This is a genomic window from Duganella sp. OV510, from assembly GCF_900100205.1.
In the GTDB taxonomy this organism is placed as follows: Bacteria; Pseudomonadota; Gammaproteobacteria; order Burkholderiales; family Burkholderiaceae_D; genus Rugamonas.
In genome coordinates, this window is sequence record NZ_FNEQ01000006.1 from 391284 (window position 1) to 412335 (window position 21052).

Below are 21052 nucleotides of genomic sequence, written 5' to 3' on the forward strand. Positions count from 1 at the left end.
TTGCGGATAAACAGGCTGGCGGTCCGCAGACCGTCAACTTTTTTTCTACAGTCAGGGCTTTTTCAGGAAGTTATCGAGGTCGGCCGTGAATTTGAACGGGTTCTTGAAGGCCAGGAAGTGGTCGCCTTGTTCCTCGGCGCTGTACACGTGCAGTTCGCTGCTCGGAATGACTGAGTGGATCCAGCGCTGGCCGCTCAGCGAATCACTGTAGACGCCGGTAAAGATCGCGGTCGGCACGTCTACGCGCTTGCTGATGACGTCGCGCCAGTCGTTCGTGACGTGATCGAACATCACGCGCTTGAGGTCATCGATGTTGTTCTTGACGGCGGCTTGGGCGAAGCTCTCCGAGTTCTGGAAGTAGGGCGAGTCCATCAGCGTGAAGCGCTGGAATGCCTGACTGTCGACGATCATCTTGTTCGGCGCCTTGCCCGAGGTGAAGGAGTCAATCATGCGCTCGGCGTCGCTGGTGATGGCGCCGGCGTCCTGGCGCTCCTTTTCGGTCCAATCAGCGTGGCTGTAGATCGATGGCGGTTCGTCGATGAAGACCACTTTGTTGATGCTCTTGGTGCCGTACAGGTCGATGTAACTCCATAGCACCGACGCGCCCATGGACCAGCCGCAGTAGTCGGCCTTTTTGAGCCCGAGGTGCTCATTCAGCTCCTTCAAATCTGCAGCGAAGCGCGAGATGCGCGAACCATAATCGACGTGCTGCGACAGGCCCTGGTTGCGCGGGTCCAGCACCACCACGTGATACTGCTTGCTCAACAGGTACATGACGTTGAGGTACTCGGCGCCGTTGGCCGACCAGCCCGGAATGAAGACCAGCGGCTTGCCTTTGCCGGCTTCCCAGTAGGCCAGCTTAACGCCGTCACTGGTGGTGAAGTGGTTGATCTGCAAATCCTTGAAGTCGGACAGCTTGGCGGGCAAGCCTTCGATTTTGTTTGGGAAAGTGAAATCCTTGCTCAATACGGTGATGGCTGGGGCGGCGCTGGCAAGGGCACTGCACAGCAGCAGGCTGATGCCGCCAGCGGCGAGGCGGAAGAGATGGCGCATATATTCTGACTCTAATGTGTAAAACATCAGTGTGAACTGTAAACGCCATGCGATAAATATCGAATAGAATTGCTCACTTGAAATGGAGTGTTTCTAATGGACCGTTTATTGAGCATGACGGTGTTTGCCAAGGCGGTAGAGCTCGGCTCATTCTCGGCCGCTGCAGACGCTTTCCGCATGTCGCCGCAGCTGGTGGGCAAGCATGTGCAGATGTTGGAGCAGCATCTGGGCGTACGCCTGCTGAACCGCACGACGCGTCGGCAGCACTTGACTGAGATCGGCGCCAACTACTATGAAAAGGTGAAAGTGATCCTGGCGGAAGTCGAGTCTGCCGAGGGGCTCGCAGCGGAGAGCAAAGCCCGGCCCAGCGGCCGCCTGCGCATCAACGCCCCAGTCAGCTTCGGTATCCATGCGCTGATGCCCCGGCTGACCGACTACATGGCCGCCTATCCGGAGGTGCAGGTTGAGGTCTCACTGGCAAACCGCTATGTCGACGCGCTGGAGGAGGGGGCCGATGCAGTGTTCCGCGTCGGTGAACTGTCTGACAGCAGCCGCATCGCGCGGCGGCTGGCGCCATACCGTCTGATTCTGTGCGCGGCGCCGGCCTATTTGAATGCGCACCCGCCGATTAAGTCACCGCCTGACCTGGCCAGTCACGAGTGCCTGGGCTTTGCCTACACCGAACTGCGGACGCACTGGAGTTTCAATGGGCCCGAAGGTCTGGTCACCGTGCCAGTATCCGGCCGTTTGATGATCGACAGCGGCGAGGCGCTGCTGATGGCCGCCCGCGCCGGCATGGGCGTGCTGTTGCAGCCCGCCGAGCTGATCGAGCCAGAGCTGGAAGCCGGGCGGCTGGTGCGCGTGCTGCCCAAATACCGGCCGCCAGACCGTCCACTGCATCTGCTGTATGCGCCGGATCGGCAGATGACACCCAAGTTGCGCAGTTTCATTGAATTTGCCGTCGCTGCCTTCGGCACGCACAAGGCGTAAGCTTATTGGTCCAGCGCTGCGGCCAGGAAATCGACGAAGGTCCGCACTTTGGCCGATAAATGCTTGCGGCTGGGATAGACGGCGTAGACGCCGAGTTCGGCCGACTGCCATTCCGGCAGCAGTTGTATCAGGCGGCCTGCGGCCAGATCGTCGCCGACAATGAAGTGCGGCTGAAACAGGATGCCGGCGCCGCTGAGTGCGGCCAGCCGAATAATGTCGCCGTTATCGGCGCGGATCGGTCCGGCGATCGGAACCACCAGCGGGCCGTCGGGGGTCTCAAAGCGCCAGTCGGCGCCGCTGCCGGTCAGCGTATAGCCGAGGCAGGCGTGGCTGCTCAATTCTGTCGGCGCCTGCGGCGCGCCGTGCCGCGCTATATAGGTGGGACTGGCGCAGACAATGCTGCGCACCCCGCCAATCTTGCGGGCGATCAGGTCTGACTGCGGCATGACGCCGATACGCACCGCCAGATCGAAACCATCCTCAATCAGATCGACCTTGCGGTCGCTGAGTGAAATATCGAGTTGTACTTTCGGATAGGCTTGGGTGTAATCGCCGATGATGGTAGCTAGCCGGTGCTGTCCGTACGAGAGCGGTATGGTTACCCGCAGCACGCCTTGGGGCGTGCGATTCATCTGGCCAGCGACTTGTTCCGCTTCCTCCACATCGGTCATGATCTGGGTGCTGCGTTCGTAAAACTCGCGGCCTGTCTCAGTCAGGCTCAGGCGCCGCGTGGTGCGGTTCAGCAGGCGCGTTCCCAAGTGTTCCTCAAGCTTCTGTATCTGCTTCGAGACCATGGCGCGGGAAATGTCCAACTTGTCGGCGGCAGACGCAAAGCTGCCACCATCCACTACCGCAACGTACATTCGCATCGATGAAAACAGGTCCATGGCCATCCATTGTCAATTCAATGGAAATAGTTTAGTCACTGTGTAGGTATTTATCAACCATTCAAACCGGCCTACCATGGCTGCATCTTATTAATCGAGGTGCACCATGTCTCCGCTGCCTACCATCTTTGTTTCTCACGGTTCGCCAATGCTGGCGTTGCAGGACAGTCCCGCACGCCGCTTCCTTCAGCGCCTGGGAGAGAGCTTGCCACGTCCGAGGGCCATTGTTGTGTTCTCCGCGCATTGGGAAGCGATGAATGCACCAGCGATTTCTCTGGCCGAGCAACCCGCCACCATTCACGATTTCGGCGGCTTTCCCAAAGCGTTGTTCGATATCCAGTACCACGCCGCCGGCGCCCCGGAAGTCGCGGAGCAGGCGGCAGCGCTGTTCGCCGCCGCCGGTATTGCCGTCAGCCGCAGCGCGCAGCGCGGACTGGACCACGGCACTTGGGTACCGCTGAGCCTGATGTATCCGCAGGCCGACGTCCCGGTAATGCAAATATCACTGGTGCGCGGCGCCGGTCCGGCCGCGCACGAAGTGTTGGGCCGCGCGCTTGCCCAGCTTCGGCACGAAGGCATACTGGTGATTGGGTCCGGCTCGCTGACCCACAACCTGTACGAATTCCGGGGGCAGGCTGTCGACGCGCCCGCACCGACCTGGGTCAGCGAGTTCGAGGTCTGGATGCGTGAGCGTCTGGAGGAAGGCGATCACGCGGCATTGCTCGAATACCGCAACCGCGCACCATCCGCCGTGCAGAATCACCCCACGGAAGAGCATCTGCTGCCACTGTTTGTCGCGATGGGTGCTGCGGGTGCCGGCGCCAAGGCGCAACTGCTCCATACCAGCATTGAACACGGCGTACTGGCGATGGACGCCTACGCCTTTAACTGAAAGGAATGACCATGACGGATAAACTTAACGAAACGCTGGTGGAGCCGGTCTCTGGATTGACCTACAGGGTGCGCCCGGGCATTGGTGCGCAGGGCAAGTCACCGTGCCTGATCCTGCTGCATGGCGTGGGCGCCAACGAGGTTGGCTTTATCGAGCTGGCTAAATCGCTGGACCCGCGCCTGACGGTGGTACTGGCGCGCGGACCGCTGGAATTCGGACCGATGCAGTTTGGCTGGTTCCAGGTGCACTTTACGCAGAACGGCCCGGCCATCAATCCAGTCCAGGCCGATCAGGCGCGCCAGAAGTTGCTGACCTTTGTCGATCACCTGCCGGAAGTGCTGGATATCGATCCGTCGCATTTGTGGATGGCCGGCTTTAGTCAGGGCGGCATCATGAGCGCCAGCGTCGGCCTTACTGCCCCTGAAAAACTGACCGGCTTTGGCATTTTAAGCGGTCGCATTTTGCCGGAGGTATTGCCGTCGGTGAAGCCTGGCGCTGCACTGAGCAAAATACGTGCGTTTATCAGCCATGGCGTTCAGGATGACAAGCTGGGTATCCACTTCGCTCACCACGCCAAGCAAGTGCTGACCGGCTTCGACATGCCTTTGGAATACCACGAATATCAGGCCAACCACACGTTGAATATGGCTATGGTGGAAGATTTCAAGCAGTGGCTGGCAGGGCAGTTTTAATTCTCCCCTTGCAATCAATTGCCTAGGCAAGTATTATTCGTCTTATTCTAAGAGGCGGGTATGCAGCGAGACGAAACCGGAATTGACTATTTGGTAAGTGGCGGCTTGGGACATATGATTAACTCAGTGCGTAACGCCATCTTTAACGCACTTGAAACCGAATTGGCACCGCTGGAACTCACTTCGGCCCAGTTCGTTGTCGTAATCGCCGCGATGCGTGGCCGCGCCCATACCATCAGCGAGTTCTGTGACTTTGTGGGCGTCGATGCAGGCGCAATGACACGCTTGCTTGATCGCCTGGAGGCAAAGGGCATCCTCCGCCGCGTGCGCGACGGTGCTGATCGTCGCCAGGTGCAGGTAAAGTTGACGGAAAAAGGGCAGCAATTATCGCCGCAGATCATGCCGGCGATCGCCAAGGTCTACGCGCAATTTTTAGCAGATTTTTCGCCTGATGAAGCACTGCTATTGCAATCGTTGCTGCAGCGCTTGTTGGACAACGGCCCGGCCGCTTGATTTTTTTTGACTAAATACTTGCCTAAGCAAGGAGTGGTTAATATGAAACTTTTATATAAATCCAGTGTTTCGCTCGGCGTGCTGTTATTGATGGCCGGCTGTGCGGCGCCGGATCTCGGTCCGTTAGCCAAACTACACGGGGCGAATGAACTCGCCGCGCAGGCGAGCATTGGCAAGCCGACGCTGTCGGCCGCCGCCTGGCCTACAGAAAAATGGTGGGACCGCTACGGCGATGCCCAATTGAATACCTTGATGGACGAAGCGCTCAAGCTGAGTCCGTCTCTGAAAATGGCGCAGGCGCGGGTGCGTCAGGCGGAAGCCATCGCGGGCAGGGCGGAAGCGGCCAGCGCGCCACAGTTAAGCCTCGCGGATAAGAACAATCGTCAGCTGTTCAGCGGACATGGTACGACGCCGCCTCCTGTCGCGGGACAGTGGAAGTGGGTGAATGAAGCGACCCTGAACGGCTCATATGAATTTGACTTCTGGGGCAAAAACCAGTCAGCGATTGAAGCGGCGGTCGGCATTACCCATGCCGTGGAGGTGGACGCCTATACAGCGCGCCTGGTGCTGATCACTAATATTCTGCGCAGCTACGTACGGCTGCAGCAGGCTTACCAGCAGCTCGATATCGCCGCCGCGACCCTGGCCCAGCGCCAGCGCATTCTGGAGCTGACACAGCAGCGCGTGCGCGCTCGGATCGACTCCGCTGTCGATCTGAAGCAGGCCGAATCGTTGGTGCCCGCCGCCAAGGTGCAAATTGCGCAGATCAATGAAGCCATCGCGCTGAGCCGAGCCGAGCTGGGAGCGCTGACGGGGCAAGGGCCTGATCGCGGGTTGGCGCTGGCGCGTCCGAACATGCGCGAAGCGCGTACCACCTTGTTGCCCAGCGATGTGCCGGCGGAACTGATCGGGCGCCGTCCCGACATCGTCGCGCAGCGCTGGCGGGTGGAAGCGGCCGGGCAGGAAATCACCAACGCCAAGGCGCAGTTCTATCCCAACATCAGTCTGACCGCATTCATCGGCATGCAGAGTCTTGGCTTCCCGAATTTCAACGATGCCGCCAGCCGCATCACCGGCATCGGCCCGGCGCTCAGCCTGCCGATCTTCGATGGCGGCCGGCTGAAGAGCAACTTGGCCGGGCGCAATGCCGAGTACGACTACGCGGTAGAACAATACAACGCCACAGTGATTGACGCCGTGCGTGACGTGGTCAGTCAGCTATTGTCGTTGCGTGGGATCGAGGAACAGCGCTCCTTGCAGCGGGAGGCCGTCGCTACGGCGGATGACGCCTATCAACTGGCGTCACAGCGCTACCGCAGCGGTGTCGGTAACTACCTGCAAGTGCTGTCTGCGGAACTGCAAAAGCTGGCCAGTGAACGGTTGCAGTCCGACCTCGACATGCGCGCCATCGAGCTTGACATCGCGCTGGCGCGCGCGCTCGGCGGCGGCTTTGCTCCGCAAGGCTGAACCTGGAATAACTTTGAGAGAGATTTTTGAATGACTGCACACCCTGCTCAAGCCGCTGCTGCACCGGACCATACGCCCGGCGAGAAGCGTCGCCGCACCTTGCTGACCGCCGCCCTGATCGGCGCCCTGATCGCCGGCGGTGGATACGCCTTATATTGGTCGCGCGCGACCGCACAGGAAGAGACCACCGAGGATGCCTACGTTGAAGGCAATATCGTTCAGGTGACCTCCCAGGTGCCGGGAACCGTGATTGCCATTGGCGCCGACAATACCGACCGCGTGACCGCAGGCCAGTCCTTGGTCAAGCTGAATCCTCTCGATGCACAACTGGCGCTGGAGCGTAGCGAGGCCGCGTTGGGCAAGACGGTCCGCCAGGTCCGCAGCCAATTCGCGGTGGCGTCGCAGATGCGTGCCAATGTCGAACTGCGCCGTGCCGAGTTGAGAAGGGTTCAGGCCGACATGGACCGCCGCAGTGAACTGGTGCATTCTGGCGCGGTGTCCGGCGAGGATCTGGAACACGCCAGCGAATCGGTTCGCACCGCGTCGGCCGCGCTGAAGTCGGCGGAGCAGCAATACGAGGCCAGTCAAGCCTATGTCGACGGTACGACCGTGACGACGCATCCGGATGTGCTGAGTGCCGCAGCCCAGGTCAAGGATGCCTACATCGCCGCCGCCCGCGCTGTCGTGCCTGCGCCGGTGGCAGGGATTGTGGCGCGTCGCAACGTGCAGGTGGGCCAGCGGGTGGCGGCCGGAAGTTCGATGATGTCGATTATTCCGCTGGAAAGCCTGTGGGTGACGGCCAACTTCAAAGAGTCACAACTGCGCCATATTCACGCCGGACAGGCGGTGGTGCTCACTGCCGACGCCTATGGCCGCGAAGTCAAATACCAGGGGAGAGTTATCGGCCAGGAGGCCGGCACCGGCAGCGCCTTCTCGCTAATGCCAGCGCAAAATGCGACCGGCAACTGGATCAAGGTGGTGCAACGTCTGCCGGTGCGGATCGCTCTCGATCCGCGTCAGGTCGCCGCCAATCCCTTGCAGCTGGGCTTGTCAATGCGCGTGAGCGTCGACACCAGCCAGCGCGATGGGGTGCGGTTCGCCGCCGGCGGAAACGCTGCACATGCCTATGAAACCGACGTCTTCGCCCAGGAGGGCAAGGAGGCGGCAGCATTAGTCACCCGCATTATCGCCACCAATATGGCGGCGGGCGGTCCTGCAATCGCCGCCAACTAGGAGCACGATGATGCAGAACATGCCGCGCTATCCGCAAATACTGCTGTTCACGATCTTTACGCTCACCTCGATCGAATATTTGCAGAGCGGGATGATCGCCTTTGGCGCCGGTCCGATCATGGGGGAGATCGGCGCGGCGCCTGAGGAATTCAGTCTGATCAGCGCCACCTATGCCTGCGTCGCCATCGCGGCGATCGCGAAGCAGCGCTGGTTCGCCGAGCGCCTCGGATGGCGCCGCTTTGTGATGCTGTCGCTGGCATTCTTCATGCTCGGGGCGGCGCTGTGCGCGGTATCGACTACCTATCTGGAATTCATGGCCGGGCGCGTGTGCATGGCGATGGGTGGCGGCACCTTGATGACATCGGCGCGGGTGTTGGTGAATTTGTTCCCGCCCAGTCCGAAGCGGTTCACCGGGATACGCTACTTCGCCACGGCGCTGGCGGTGGGCAGCTCCAGCGCGCCGTGGCTGTCGTCAGTGGCCATTTCGCACGATAGCTGGCGCTGGATTTTTGGCATTCTGATTATTCTTGGCGCGGTCGCCAGTGTGCTGGCGCTGGTCTGCCTGCCAGTGGAAACGCCGGCGCGCGAACTGCACACCGAATCGCATCCGGTGCTGCTGATGGTGCTGATCGCCGGTACTTTCGTAGTGCTCTACGCATTGCAGCGATCCTATTACGATTTCTACGGTGACTTCGCGATGCTGGCATCCGCTGGCGTACTGGGATTGATGGCGCTGGCGTATTTTGTCCACGCCATGCACGCGCACAAGCGGACCCTGCTCAATATCGGCAGCTTGCACAATACCCGTTACTGGAGCGGCGTGGCGCTGTTCACTGCTTGCTACACATTGATGGCGGCGACCAACTACATGCTGCCGGCGTTGCTGCAACGCGGTCTCGGGTTCCCGTGGGAAGTGATCGGCCAGGTGCAGGCAACCGGACTGGCCACCACCGTGCTGACCTGGGCGGTGATGGCGGTCATCTTGCCAAAGAAACCCGCAGCGAAAAAATATTATCTGATCGGCTTTACGGCACTGGCGATCTTCGGCTGGCGCATCGCCAACTTCAGTCCCAGCGCCAATTTGTGGACCGACTTCGTACCGGCGCTGGCAGCGTACGGCGTATTCGTGATGCTGGTGCTGGCCACGACCGCAATGCATACGTTCCGCGAAGTGCAACATCATGAAACCGTCTTTTCCCACGCGCAGCAGGTGAAAAACATGTTGGCGCAGTTTGGCGGCAGCCTCGGGATTTCGCTGGCGACGCTGTTGCTGCAAACCCGAACGGCGATGCATTCTTCAGTGATGAATAGCCACTTCGTTGCCGGCGACCCATTCTACGAAAAGTCGCTGCGGCAGATGAGCGAAGCCTACGCCCAGACTGGCGCCGCGCAGTCGGCGGCATTGGCGTCCGCCGGACTGGCGCAATCGCTGACGCAGCAGGTCACGCTGCTCGCGACACTGGATCATTTCTGGATCGTTGCAGGTATCGGCGTGGTCGGCGCAGTGGTGATGGTGCTGCAGCGCGCGTTGAAGTAATCAGTTCAGGCGCAGCATGCCGCTCTGCAGTTCGCTCGGTACGGGATGGCCCCGGTCATACAGGAATTGCGCCAGCACGAAGTACAGTGTCCGCAGCTCGGCAGAGGTGTCGGTCTGGCGGTGGCATAGGACGATGGGACAGGTCACCGGCTCCGCCAGCGGCCGGTACGCCACGCCTGCCGCGGCAACCATTCGCGCTGCCGCCGGCACGATGGACACTCCGCAACCGGCGGCGATCATGATCAGCGCTGTGTCATATTGGTCTACCTCCAGCATATTGGACAAGGTGATGCCGCGCTCCTGGAGCTGCTCCAATACATGGTCGGCGAGGCTGGGGCGGGGCTTGCTAGTGTAGACGAGGAAAGGCTCGTCTTTCAAGGCGTCGAGCGGCAGTCCTTCTTCCAGCAGCGCCAGCGGATGATCGAAGGGCAGGGCGGCGATCATCGGCTCGTGGCGTAAAACAATGCGTTGTATGCCGTCGGTCGGTATTTCCACGCGGCTGATGCCGGCGTCGATGCGTCCTTCGCGCAAAGCGACAGCCTGTTCCGCGCTATTCATTTCCAGCATGCGGATGTCGATGCGCGGCAGCGCCTGGCGAAATTGCCGGATGATCGCCGACAGGTTGCCGTGAAAATTCGCCGGCACTACGCCAAAGGTAAAGGTCGCGCGCTCGTTATTCACGATGCGCCGCATGCTGGCCATCATCGCATCGGCCTGCTGCAGTATCTGCACCGCCTGTTCGTAGAACACCCTTCCCGCCGCCGTCAACGCCAGCGGCCGCTGCTCTCGGTTCAGCAATGCTGTACCAACCTCGGCTTCCAGCTCCTGAATCCGCTGGCTCAAGGGAGGCTGCGCCATATGCAGCGCCTCGGCCGCAGCCGTAAAGCTGCCGAGGCGGGCGACAGTCGCAAAGTAACGTAATCGTTTGAGGTCCATATCGCATTATAGATAATTATTTGGTTCCGGAACGGTGGTGTAGTGATGAATATATCAAAGCGATATAACGTTAATCAAAACGGTATTTTTCAGACCACGATTCCGTCCCTATACTCCCGAAGTGACATTGATCAAACAGAGGAGATTTACATGACCAAAGAAACCCAAACCGAGCGCCAGGCCATCCGTGCCGCTGTGCTGCACGAAGCCCACCAACCGCTGACGTTTGAAGCCGCATCGCTGGAAATGCCGCGCGATACCGAAGTGCTGGTGCGGATGGTGGCGACCGGCGTATGCCATACCGACATGGTGGTACGCGACCAAATGTTCAAAACCCCGATGCCGATGATCCTGGGCCATGAAGGCGCCGGCGTTGTCGAAAAAATCGGCCGGAGCGTCACCACCGTGGCAGTCGGCGATCACGTCGTCATGACTTACGCCTATTGCGGCCTGTGCGCACCATGCGCCACCGGCCATCCGGCCCACTGCGAGCACATGGGGGAACTGAACTTCGCCGGTGGCCGGCTCGACGGCTCGTCGTCGGCCTGCAATCACGAGGGTGGTGAATTGCATGACCACTTCTTTGGCCAGTCGTCGTTTGCCACACACGCCATCGCCAGCGAGTTGAATGTCGTCAAGGTGCGCAAGGATGTGCCGCTGGAACTGCTCGGGCCACTCGGTTGCGGCATCCAGACCGGTTCAGGCGCGGTGCTGAACGCATTGAAAGTCCACGCCGGCGCCTCGTTCGTGGCATTCGGCACCGGCGCGGTCGGCCTGGCCGCCATCATGGCCGCGCGCGTGGCCGGCGCCACCCGCATCATCGCGGTCGACGTCAACCCGGCACGACTGCAACTGGCCCTGGAACTGGGCGCCACGCACGCCATCAACAGCAAGGAGACCGATCCGGTCGCCGAGGTACGCAAGCTGACTGGCGGCGCCGACTTCACGCTGGAATGCAGCGGCCGCGCGGAAGTGTTGCGTCAAGCCATCGACAGCCTGGGCACCCTGGGTACCTGCGGTATCGTGGGCGCGACCCGCGAGGGTACCGAGGCAGCGTTCAACGTCAACGACGTGATGATTCCTGGCCGCCGCATCATGGGCATCGTTCAGGGTGACGTTGTGTCGCGCACCTTCATTCCACAGTTGATCGAATTGTTCATGCAAGGCCGCTTTCCGTTTGACCGGCTGGTCAAGTTCTATCCGTTCGAGCAGCTCAACGAGGCAATGGCCGATAGCGAAAGCGGCGTGACCATCAAGCCGATCCTGCGCTTCGAACCTGCCAAGGCATAACGACAAGGCCCGCATGGTCGACCTATCACCGCTGCTGCAGTTATCCGAGCGCTACACTAAGGTGGCCGACGCCGATCTAGGCGCGGCCAGCCCGATACTGGAAGGTCTGCAAGGACCATTCCGCGCCTATCAGCAGGCGCGCGATGCGGTGGGTACGGTCTGCATCCGTGCCGCACTCTGCGGTACGGTGGCGGTGTCCACCCTGGCGTTCGGCCGTGCTGTCGACATTGTGCCGTCGGGCATGGACGATGGCCTGCTGGTCACCACCGCGATTCGGGGCACCGCCGCCATCTCCGGCCGCCAGGGTGTGTTCGAGGCCAGCGTGGGCGAGACCTTGATCGCCCACGCGGAAGACCAACCGACTTTCGTCTACGCGCCGGACACTGAAGTGCTGAAGCTACGCTTCAGCCGCAAACGCCTGGAGCAACTGGGGGCGCGCCTGTACGGCGAGGACCATGCGCAGCGCCTGCATTTCGGCCCCGCCATGACGGCGCCGGGGGCGTCGCAGCGTTGGGCCGCACTGGTGCGCTATCTGCTGGTGACATTGAACGGCGCCGACGTGTCGCCGGTTACTTCCCAAGAGCTGGCGACGCTGGAAGAGCACCTGATGCTGACGCTGCTGAATATCCAACCGCACAACTATCTCGCGACGCAGCACGACACGCGGCGCGAGCTGGTGCTACGCCATTTCCGCGACGCCGCTGATTACATCGACCGTCATCTCGCCGATGAGCTGACGCTGGGCGATATCGCCGATGCCGCACATTGCAGCGTGCGGACACTGGCGCGCGCCTTCGAGACGGCCGGCGAGCTCGCTCCCATGCAATACGTGCACCGCCTACGCATGGAGAAGATCCGGGCTGAACTCAGTAATCATGCTGAGCAACGCAAGACCATCGCCGATATCGCCTTCGGCTGGGGCTACAGCCATCTGGGCGAATTCAACCGCAAGTACCGCCAGACCTTCGGCGAGACGCCGTCCGCGACCCGCCAGCTGCAATTGGCAGAAATCCGTCAGCCTTCCGTCCAGCTTCCGTAAGACCGCTGCGGCGGACAAGACTAATCTCCTTGTAGAGCGAAAAGCGAAGGCGCTTTCCGCCTTTCGAAACGAACAGGAGATTTAGATGGAAACCAAACTCATCATCGATAACCAGGCCGTCAACGCCAGCAACGGCGCCACTTTCAGCCGGGTCAGCCCGACCAGCGGCGAGGTCATCACGGTGGCTGCCGCCGCCACCTTGAAAGATGCGATCGCCGCTGCTGACTCGGCAGCTGAAGCATTCAAGACCTGGTCGAAGACCAGTCCGACTGAACGTCGTGCCATCCTGTTGAAAGCCGCAGATGCGCTCGAAGCCAAAATGCCGGAATTTATCAAGGTGATGGCGCGTGAAGTGGGCTCGTCGGAATTGTGGGCTGGCTTCAATGTGCAACTGGCCGCTGGCCTGTTCCGCGAAGCGGCCGGCCTGACGACGCAGATCCAGGGCGAAACGATCCCAACTGACAAACCGGGCGGCTTCTCGATGACCGTGCGCCAGCCAGCGGGTGTGGTGCTCAGCATCGTGCCATGGAATGGCCCAGTGGTGCTGGCCGCCCGCGCCATCGCCTATCCGCTGGCATGCGGCAACACCGTGCTGTTCCGTGCCTCGGAAGCGAGCCCGCACACCCATCTGCTGGTGGCGCAGGCGTTGCTGGACGCCGGTCTGCCGCCGGGTGCATTGAACTTTGTTACCAACGCCCCGGAAGATGCGGCACAGATCATCGATACTCTGATCGCTCATCCGGCGGTGCGTCGCATCAACTTCACCGGCTCGACCCGCGTCGGCCGCATCATTGCGGAGAAATCCGCGACCGAACTGAAACGTTGTCTGCTGGAGCTGGGCGGCAAGGCGCCGCTGGTCGTGCTCGATGACGCTGACCTGGACGCAGCGGCGCGCGCCGCCGCTTTCGGCTCATTCTTGTATCAAGGACAGATCTGCATGTCGACCGAGCGCTTGGTGGTCGATGAGAAAGTGGCTGATGAATTCGTGGCCAAGTTCGCTGAACGGGCACGCGCCTTGCCGGCTGGCGACCCTGCCACCACGCCTGGGCTGGTCATCGGTCCAGTGATCAATGCCGCCACGGGCAAGCGGCTAAACGCGCTGATTGACGATGCCGTCGGCAAAGGCGCGGTATTGGTCTGCGGCGGTGCAGCGGAAGGCGCGATGATGCCGGCGACGATCCTCGATCACGTCACGCCGGAGATGAAAATCTATGCCGAGGAAACCTTTGGTCCAGTCACGACCGTGGTGCGCGTCAAGGGCACCGAAGAAGCGGTACGGGTTGCCAACGACACCGAATATGGCCTGTCGTCGGCCGTTTTCGGCCGCGATCTGGATCGCACGCTGGCGGTAGCCCTGCAAATTGACGCCGGCGCCTGCCACATCAACGGCCCGACCGTCCAGAATGAAGCGCAATCGCCATACGGCGGTTTCAAGCAAAGCGGCTATGGCAAGTTCGACGGCCGCGCGGTGATCGATGAATTCACGGATCTGAAGTGGATTTCGATCTCGCCTAATTCGCAAACCTATCCGTTCTAACGTCCGAATTTTCAGGGCGCGCCATCTGCCGAGACGTTTGCGTCCGGCAGATGAGGGCGTAATCAGGGAGTACCATGAATAACAAGAATTCAGACAATATTATTATTGTCGGCGGCGGCGCGGGCGGGCTGGAACTTGCCTGCAAACTTGGACGCAAGCTTGGACGCGACCGAGTGACGTTGGTGGATCAATCCTTCTATCACATATGGAAACCTTCTTTGCATGAGGTCGCCGCAGGAACCATGGACATGCATCGGGAGGGGCTACCTTATGCGATGCTGGCACATCAGAACGACTTCACCTTTATTTACGGTTCGTTCAGCAGGCTGGATGCCAAAAACAAGATTATCGTCGTGTCTGCAGTGGAAGCTCACTCGGGCAACGAAATCATACCGGAACGAGAGCTTTCGTATTCCAAGTTATGCATCGCAGTTGGTAGCACCTCGCACTACTTCAACACGCCTGGCGCTGCGGAGAATACTATTTCATTGAATGGACCGGGCGATGCAGAGCAGTTTCGGCGTGAGATGCTGAAGCAGATGACATGGGCTGAAAATCAGAAAGAACGCACGCCTGACGTTGGCGTGGATGTAATTATCATTGGCGGCGGCGCTACTGGGGTTGAGCTGGCGGCAGAGTTGCGGGAGGCCAGCAGCCGCTATCTGGATTATGGGTTTCGCCAGTTAGACCCGAGCAAAGATATTCGAATTACCCTGCTGGAAGGCGCGCCACGTATTCTGCCGCCGTTGCCAGAGCGGGTCGCCGCCACTGCCACAAAGTTGCTGGAGGAGCGGCACATCAAGGTCGTGCCAGCATGTCGCGTGGAGCGGATAACCCGTGATCAGGTGATCGATACATCAGGGCAGGTCTATCCATATCAAATATGCGTCTGGGCTGCTGGCATCAAAGCGCCGGCCTTCCTGGCCAAGCTAGGATTGCCAACTACGCCATCCGGTCAACTGGAGGTCACTAACCGATTGCAGGTTAAGGGACAAGCCGATATCTACGCCATCGGCGACTGCGCAGCTTGCGTCATGGCCGATGGCAGCCGGGTGCCGCCGCGTGCTCAGGCGGCACACCAGCAAGCTGACTATTTGTACAGGTCATTTATATATGAGCACCGACGCGGCCAGTCTGTGAGGGCTGCGTATATCTATCGTGACTATGGCTCATTGGTGTCGCTGGGCATGGCCTCCAGCGTCGGAACTTTGATGGGCTCGCTAAAAGGCCGCTCGTGGTTCGTTCGGGGCGGCTTAGCCAGGATGCTCTATGTAAGTTTACATTTGCTGCACCATGGCGCTGTACTTGGGTGGGCGCGTACATGTGGTCTCGCAATCGCTAGGGTACTGGTTCGTCGAAACACGGCGCTTGTGAAGTTGCATTATTGAGTAAATGCTGCGATGTGTGTTTGCCCTTGCATTGCATTGCGAGCGAGGCGATATGCCGTTGGGGTTCCCACGCTCTGCTGGAAAATTGATTCCCAGCGATGCTGGCCAGAGGAGTCGGTCCAAGTCGATTGATTAGTCGCTGACGCCGCCGGCCTGCTTGCGCAGGATCGCTCAAGCGGTATTATGAATTGTCTCTGATGAGAGATCACGATGGACGAAGCTTCACATCTCCGCTAAGAGATGACCTCTGAGCGCTGTCTTGGCCTGTAACTTTGACGGAGGAGGGCCTTGGGATCGCAACCAAAGCTCGGGCGGCCCGGCGCCACTCAGTCGGGCCTTCCACAGTATATGCGGAGCCCCATCGTATGCTAGCAAGCTTCAACCCCGTAGTGATTGCTCTGCCGCTGTCAGGTTCGTCGACAATTATATGGTTACCATCATCTATAAGATATGGCACGTCATTGCGCAGGTAGATGACATCGCCATCTTCGGCTACGCGTATTTTGAGGTCTAGCTCACCCAAGGTCTTCGATTGGATTACCGCTGGAGCGTCAGCTCTACCCCGGAAGTGGAGTCGGGTCGAAGGGATCTTCTTGGCGGGCGCATGTTTCCGGAGCTCCTCCAGACATGCAGGTACCGCTGATGCGCATTTGTGGAGATAGGATAGGTATAGATTCCAACTCGACAATTGGATGCTCCGTATTTTTATCTGCCTCCGGTTATCTCGTACGTCCATCGCAAGCTGCATTTTTCGCTCGTCGTATCGATTGTCGATCAAAGCCAAAAACAGCTCGCGCACATGTTTCGGCATTTTTATTTGGAACATAGTAAAGCGTTCGTAGCTCCTGAGCATGTGTTCCTCCTGCTTTGCATCTGCGGTAAGTTTGTTGATGTCCTCAATCAAACGCTGGACTTCCGCCTGCAATGCTCGTCGGGTTCTGGTGAGGTCATTGCTGAACCGCCTCCAGAGCACCAAGTCGGGAATACCGCTACGGCGATTCATATTGGCCCTGAACTGGGCTTGCTTTTCGACTGTTTGTCGTAGGTACTCACAAGCTTTAGGCCAAGGCATACGCATCTCTAGCCGTAGAAAGTCGCTTGCGCTCAACCATGTTTTTCCGCATAGGATAAGGTTCTTGCGTGTTGATCGCGGGCTAGGGGTTACCTGTTGGTCGGTTCGATACTTTTCACGCAATAGTCCATGTGTGATGACGAGTTCTGCCAACAAAAAGTCCAAGTCCACATTGCGATTCCAAACCGGCACCAGATCATTTTCGGGTGAGCCGGCAGCCGCAGCAGCATTGTCCTCTCTAACCCAGATCAGGCGTGAAATCGCGGTGTCAAACTTTGGGCCCATTTCTCGTCGCGGAGGGAGCTGTATGCCGAGTTCTTCTCTGGCTGTCTGCAGCGACTTTGGGGCAACCATGAGATCGCCATTGAATGTATCGATAACGCCGTCCAGGAGGCGATAGTATGCCGCTTCTCTAGCGTCCAGAAAATGTACTTTATCTGCATCCGATAGTGCCCTGTACTTCGCCGGCAAGTTCCCATCCAGATATTTAATCTGCCGTGATCTCAGCTGACGCCACTCCATCAGTCGAGCCTCGACAGTAGAGGCTGCTGATGTCGGTGGGCCTACTGAGCAGTAGGATTCAACTTCCTGCTCAGAGAGTGCTTTTTTTTTGAGCTGGGCGTTAACTTCAGAAATTCTTGAGTAAAGACATACTCGCGCAGGTTCGTAAAATTTTCTGCTCCTGTGGGTTTGATTGCCTCGTACTCGTTGAGTTTCCCACGGTTTCGTGTTTTAGTCTCGCCCAGTGTGCGCAGGAATGTTCGCAATTCAGCTTTCGAGCTCATGTTTTTCTCAATAATTTCGTCCAATACAATTTGTTTTATGTGTTTTTTATTATCCAAAAACACATCGCCACGATATCCTTCCAGTACATCGGATTCCATATTGAAGTCAGTTCTTCTGCTTAATGCTGGTGATATCGAGCCAAATTTTGCGCATATTGCTTCCTGAATGGCATCATGAAATTCTAAATGATGTTTATGCACACCTCCCCACGGATTCATCGCTTTTCCGGTTTTTAAGTTAATATTAGGAACCACTATATGGCAGTGTGGTTTTCTAGATCGAACTATTCCATTTTTTCCTATAACTTTTTTTATCCTCGGGATGTGGGCCTCAGCGTAGTAAAGATACTCATCTTCCCGGTATGCGTTAAAAATTAAGTCTCGATAATAATCGACAATTTTCTTCAATGTTTTTTCATCAACGCCATCGTCTTTAAAGCTAATTGTCACATGTGTGTATCTAATTCTGTCGCTGTGAATTGATTTAATCGACTGATCAAGTAAATCGATATTTCCACATAAGGTAAACCGGTCATCCAACTCGTCTCTCCCTTCTAGGCGACCGGATTTATTCCCATTTTTTAGATAGTTAACTATCCCATCAAAATTTCCTCTGATTCTTATTAATGCCATTTTTTACTCCTTCTGACTACGGTTGATGTTCTATTTGGTGACTCGTTTCCGGTTAAATTTTTGTTGCTCTCAACAAGAAAATTCGCCATCAATGTACTGCTGTATATTTGATAGCATTTTAATAACCTCGTCAACCTTGGCAGCATCTTGATGGACTAAGGTCGGGCGAGAAACATATGCTGCGATTTCTTCGATCTTCAAATTGATTAGGTTACTGTAGTTGAGCAGTGTCAGTCGATTTTTGCCAGGATTTTTATCTATTTCATGCTGTTTGATAATTTTTTCTGCTAGCTTAGCTCTCCTTTCTAGCTCTTCTATTGATATAAGAGGACTAGGCTCACCACCGTTGCCGATGTCCAGAAACTTTGCTCGAAAGTATTCTGTGGTGGACATTCCGAAACCTTGAGAAATTTCTTTAAATTCATCAATTTCTTCCGGGCTAAGCCGAAAATTAAGTTGTGATCTTCTTGTCATTTGTTTCTCCCGGTGCGTTAGCACCGCCATAGGGATTAAAAGGCGCAGCCTTTTGCAAAGCGATGTCTAGTAACCGGAACGGTTGCTAGACATCTGGCGTGCCTTGGTTTTTAAAAATGTACTTTTTCATAAACCTGCTATACAGAGAATTATTCTACCCCTCCCTGTTCGCAGAATTTCAGGGTGGGAAAGAAATTGCGTCTTTTTCGTATTTTCTGGAGAAATTTATTGCTATAAATTTCCTTTAATTAATCTTTTTTGTGTTTTGTAACACGGTGCTACTCAAATACTGATGACAGCAACTTCATTAGATATGCTGGCGCCTAAGATTTAAAGGCGAGGGTTGAACGATTGGGAAATCTTGACATTTTGCCGCGCGCAAGAACATCCGAGAAACTGCTTAATCCTCGGTGCTACCGGAAAAGTGCCTCAGGAGTGCGACGAGAAGTGACTCGAGAGTGCCTTGAAAGTGCCTCGAGAGTGCCTCGAGAGTGCCTCGAGAGTGCCTTGAAAGTGCCTTGAAAGTGCCTTGAAAGTGCCTAAATCTAAACTAGCATATGACTTGATATACCTGAATCACTTGAGGCTTAACTTTGCCGATAGTCTCTCACGCGGGTATCGGAAGCCGCAGCATAGAGTGGCCTGGGCTGCGACCTGAGATTGTGAGGAAGCAACAAGCGTGTTGCCTGGCGTTCTCGAAAAAGCTTGTGCAGTGACAAAGGTGACAATGGTGACAATGTGTGATTTTTGACGTAATAGAGAATGATATTATCTGTAGGATAATTCCTACATGACTTAATGCACGAATTTCAGATTTTTAATTTAGGTATCTGGTTTTTTGGAAGGAATAAAAAGACGATGTATCTTGCTAAGCTTGAGATAAAGAATTTTCGGAAAATCGATTTTTTGTCAATTGATTTTTCGCATGGATTAAATATAATATTGGGCGAAAATAATATAGGAAAGACAACCATTGTTGACGCGTTGCGGACTCTGCTTACTGCGCCAGAAGATGCCTATATTCGTTTAGGTCTGGAAGACGCTCATAACCAGAATATACTTTCTATTTCATTCCGATTTGTATTTAGTAATTTAAATATCGAGCAAGCTGCACATTTTATGGGCGCTGTGCTGCCTCAAGATGCCGGTACATTTTCAGCTGAATTCTTGGTCCACTTTGAAGCACCCGATCCGATGGGGCGTTTCAAGGCTCGGCGACTTTGCGGCGATCGCGCTGCTATTTCGATGACTGCCGAAATGGTGGAGCAACTTCGAAGTATTTATTTGCCGCCTTTGCGTGATGCTTCTAAAGCTTTAAAACCTGGAATGAGAAGTCTGTTGGCACGATTATTACAACGAGTTGCCACTCCTGATGGGCTAGAAGCATGTAATCAAATACTTGGACTTGTCGACGAGCAATTAGGAGCGGCTCAGCCAATTACCGCTGCTAAAGATGCCATATCTCAAAGATATAATGAAATGCTAGGAGCTGCACTTTCGCAGCAACTGGATCTAAATCTCAGTCCACTAGATATCGGAAAGGTCGCATCACGGTTAGCCATCCTTGCTGACGGATTTGATATTGAGAGAAATGGTCTCGGCTATAACAATCTCATTTACATGGCTGCCGTCTTAGGCGAGTTGTCGCTAAGTGGCGAAGTCGTGTATCGTTGCCTGATCGTCGAAGAACCCGAGGCGCATCTCCATCCTCAATTGCAGTCTATTTTGCTGGCGTATTTGCAGCAGGAAGCCGCCGCAGGCGGGCAGCAAGTGCAGATATTCGTTACTACGCATAGTCCACATTTCGCCGCATTTGCAGAGTTGGAAAACATAATTCGGATGAGCCAGCACTATGGAAAGCTGTCGGCTTTCCCAATTAAGAATGCTGTCCTAGATGATCGTCGACAGAAAAAGTTGAAGCGCTATCTAGACGTCACTCGTGCGGACCTGTTTTTCGCGAGATCGGTGATCTTGGTGGAGGGGGCAGCGGAACGAGCGCTCGTACCAGCGATGGCTGACTACCTAAATATCAATTTGCGGCATCTCGGGCTTTCCATAGTAAGCGCTGAGGGGCTTAATTTCGACTGTTTCTTGCCGCTGTTCGGACGTTCCGCTATGCCGGTGAAGGTTGCCACTTTGACGGATGGAGATCCAACGCTTATACCATTTCCAAATTTGAACCAAGCGGCCGATATTTCTGCCGGCGCGAATTCAATTCAACAAATGGATGAGGCATTTCGGAAAGTGTTTATCAGCCCCAAGACACTCGAATATGACCTTGGCTTGCAAGGTCCTGTAAATCGTGCGTTGATCCTAGACGCCTTGAGTGAACTCCATCCGCAGATAGCGGTTAGACTCAGGGCGGCCGTATTGGCTGAGCAAGACAACACCAACGCTGCTCGTGTGCTGTACCAAGGAATGTTCGAGCGAAATGCAGGTGCAACAAATATTTCAAAGGGAGCGTTAGCACAGGAGCTTGCACAGAGGCTGAGTGCCCGTCCAGAAGGTTTTATTGTTCCACCGCATATCCGAGCAGCGTTTACTTGGATTCAGATGCCGGTACCGCCATTAGCGCCTCAGATTGCTCCGGCAGCGGTGGCGCCACGTCCACCGCAGGCAGTCTAATTCCACAGC

18 protein-coding genes are annotated in these 21052 nt (G+C 56.7%); 12 read left to right on the plus strand and 6 right to left on the minus strand.

What is annotated here, in order from left to right; genetic code table 11:
- Positions 1-51: 51 nt before the first annotated feature.
- Entirely contained in the window at positions 52-1053 is a 1002-nt protein-coding gene (locus BLS51_RS18240) for an alpha/beta fold hydrolase (RefSeq protein ID WP_090185808.1), read from the minus strand.
- 96 nt (positions 1054-1149) lie between these two features.
- Here BLS51_RS18240 and BLS51_RS18245 point away from each other — a divergent pair, with 96 nt between their 5' ends.
- Positions 1150-2043, plus strand: a complete 894-nt coding sequence (locus BLS51_RS18245; protein WP_090185811.1) for a LysR family transcriptional regulator — start codon at positions 1150-1152, stop codon at positions 2041-2043.
- Between the two features lie 2 nt (positions 2044-2045).
- Here the strand turns inward: BLS51_RS18245 and BLS51_RS18250 are convergent, their stop codons facing one another.
- A complete protein-coding gene (locus BLS51_RS18250; protein WP_229207634.1) occupies positions 2046-2930 on the minus strand; it encodes a LysR family transcriptional regulator in 885 nt (294 codons plus the stop codon).
- A gap of 106 nt (positions 2931-3036) precedes the next feature.
- Here BLS51_RS18250 and BLS51_RS18255 point away from each other — a divergent pair, with 106 nt between their 5' ends.
- Genes BLS51_RS18255 through BLS51_RS18280 form a run of 6 tightly spaced genes read left to right on the plus strand, consistent with a single transcriptional unit; the run spans position 3037 to position 9264 of the window.
- Positions 3037-3822: a dioxygenase family protein gene (locus BLS51_RS18255; protein WP_090185814.1), complete on the plus strand. Its 786-nt coding sequence runs from the start codon at positions 3037-3039 to the stop codon at positions 3820-3822.
- An 11-nt stretch (positions 3823-3833) separates the two neighbouring features.
- Positions 3834-4514, plus strand: a complete 681-nt coding sequence (locus tag BLS51_RS18260) for an alpha/beta hydrolase (RefSeq protein WP_175472616.1) — start codon at positions 3834-3836, stop codon at positions 4512-4514.
- 60 nt (positions 4515-4574) lie between these two features.
- On the plus strand, positions 4575-5027 hold the full coding sequence (locus BLS51_RS18265; protein WP_090185823.1) for a MarR family winged helix-turn-helix transcriptional regulator: 453 nt from the start codon (positions 4575-4577) through the stop codon (positions 5025-5027).
- Between the two features lie 42 nt (positions 5028-5069).
- A complete protein-coding gene (locus tag BLS51_RS18270) occupies positions 5070-6494 on the plus strand; it encodes an efflux transporter outer membrane subunit (RefSeq protein ID WP_090185828.1) in 1425 nt (474 codons plus the stop codon).
- A 30-nt stretch (positions 6495-6524) separates the two neighbouring features.
- On the plus strand, positions 6525-7727 hold the full coding sequence (locus BLS51_RS18275; RefSeq protein WP_090185831.1) for an HlyD/EmrA/EmrK family protein: 1203 nt from the start codon (positions 6525-6527) through the stop codon (positions 7725-7727).
- A 7-nt stretch (positions 7728-7734) separates the two neighbouring features.
- Positions 7735-9264, plus strand: coding sequence for an MFS transporter (locus BLS51_RS18280; RefSeq protein ID WP_229207635.1), 1530 nt, complete (start codon positions 7735-7737; stop codon positions 9262-9264).
- On the opposite strand, the gene BLS51_RS18285 is transcribed toward BLS51_RS18280, so the two are convergent.
- On the minus strand, positions 9265-10200 hold the full coding sequence (locus BLS51_RS18285) for a LysR family transcriptional regulator (protein WP_090185835.1): 936 nt from the start codon (positions 10198-10200) through the stop codon (positions 9265-9267).
- A gap of 150 nt (positions 10201-10350) precedes the next feature.
- On the opposite strand from BLS51_RS18285, the gene BLS51_RS18290 reads away from it, so the two are divergent.
- From BLS51_RS18290 to BLS51_RS18305, 4 genes are all read left to right on the plus strand, one after another.
- A complete protein-coding gene (locus BLS51_RS18290) occupies positions 10351-11490 on the plus strand; it encodes an NAD(P)-dependent alcohol dehydrogenase (RefSeq protein ID WP_090185838.1) in 1140 nt (379 codons plus the stop codon).
- A 13-nt stretch (positions 11491-11503) separates the two neighbouring features.
- Entirely contained in the window at positions 11504-12529 is a 1026-nt protein-coding gene (locus tag BLS51_RS18295; protein ID WP_090185841.1) for a helix-turn-helix transcriptional regulator, read from the plus strand.
- An 85-nt stretch (positions 12530-12614) separates the two neighbouring features.
- Positions 12615-14066, plus strand: a complete 1452-nt coding sequence (locus tag BLS51_RS18300; protein WP_090185845.1) for an aldehyde dehydrogenase — start codon at positions 12615-12617, stop codon at positions 14064-14066.
- A gap of 74 nt (positions 14067-14140) precedes the next feature.
- Complete coding sequence (locus tag BLS51_RS18305; RefSeq protein WP_090185848.1) at positions 14141-15454, plus strand: NAD(P)/FAD-dependent oxidoreductase; 1314 nt, start codon at positions 14141-14143, stop codon at positions 15452-15454.
- A 205-nt stretch (positions 15455-15659) separates the two neighbouring features.
- Here BLS51_RS18305 and BLS51_RS18310 read toward each other — a convergent pair whose 3' ends face one another.
- The 3 genes from BLS51_RS18310 to BLS51_RS18320 form a co-directional block, all read right to left on the minus strand.
- The gene (locus tag BLS51_RS18310) at positions 15660-17048 is read right to left on the minus strand and encodes an LPD7 domain-containing protein (protein ID WP_090185853.1); all 1389 of its coding nucleotides are present in this window, start codon (positions 17046-17048) and stop codon (positions 15660-15662) included.
- A 41-nt stretch (positions 17049-17089) separates the two neighbouring features.
- Positions 17090-17944: a hypothetical protein gene (locus BLS51_RS29485; protein ID WP_139168729.1), complete on the minus strand. Its 855-nt coding sequence runs from the start codon at positions 17942-17944 to the stop codon at positions 17090-17092.
- 69 nt (positions 17945-18013) lie between these two features.
- Complete coding sequence (locus BLS51_RS18320) at positions 18014-18418, minus strand: hypothetical protein (protein WP_139168730.1); 405 nt, start codon at positions 18416-18418, stop codon at positions 18014-18016.
- Between the two features lie 798 nt (positions 18419-19216).
- Between BLS51_RS18320 and BLS51_RS18325 the strand changes: the two genes are divergently transcribed.
- Positions 19217-21043: an ATP-dependent nuclease gene (locus BLS51_RS18325; protein WP_090185863.1), complete on the plus strand. Its 1827-nt coding sequence runs from the start codon at positions 19217-19219 to the stop codon at positions 21041-21043.
- The last annotated feature ends 9 nt before the right edge of the window (positions 21044-21052 follow it).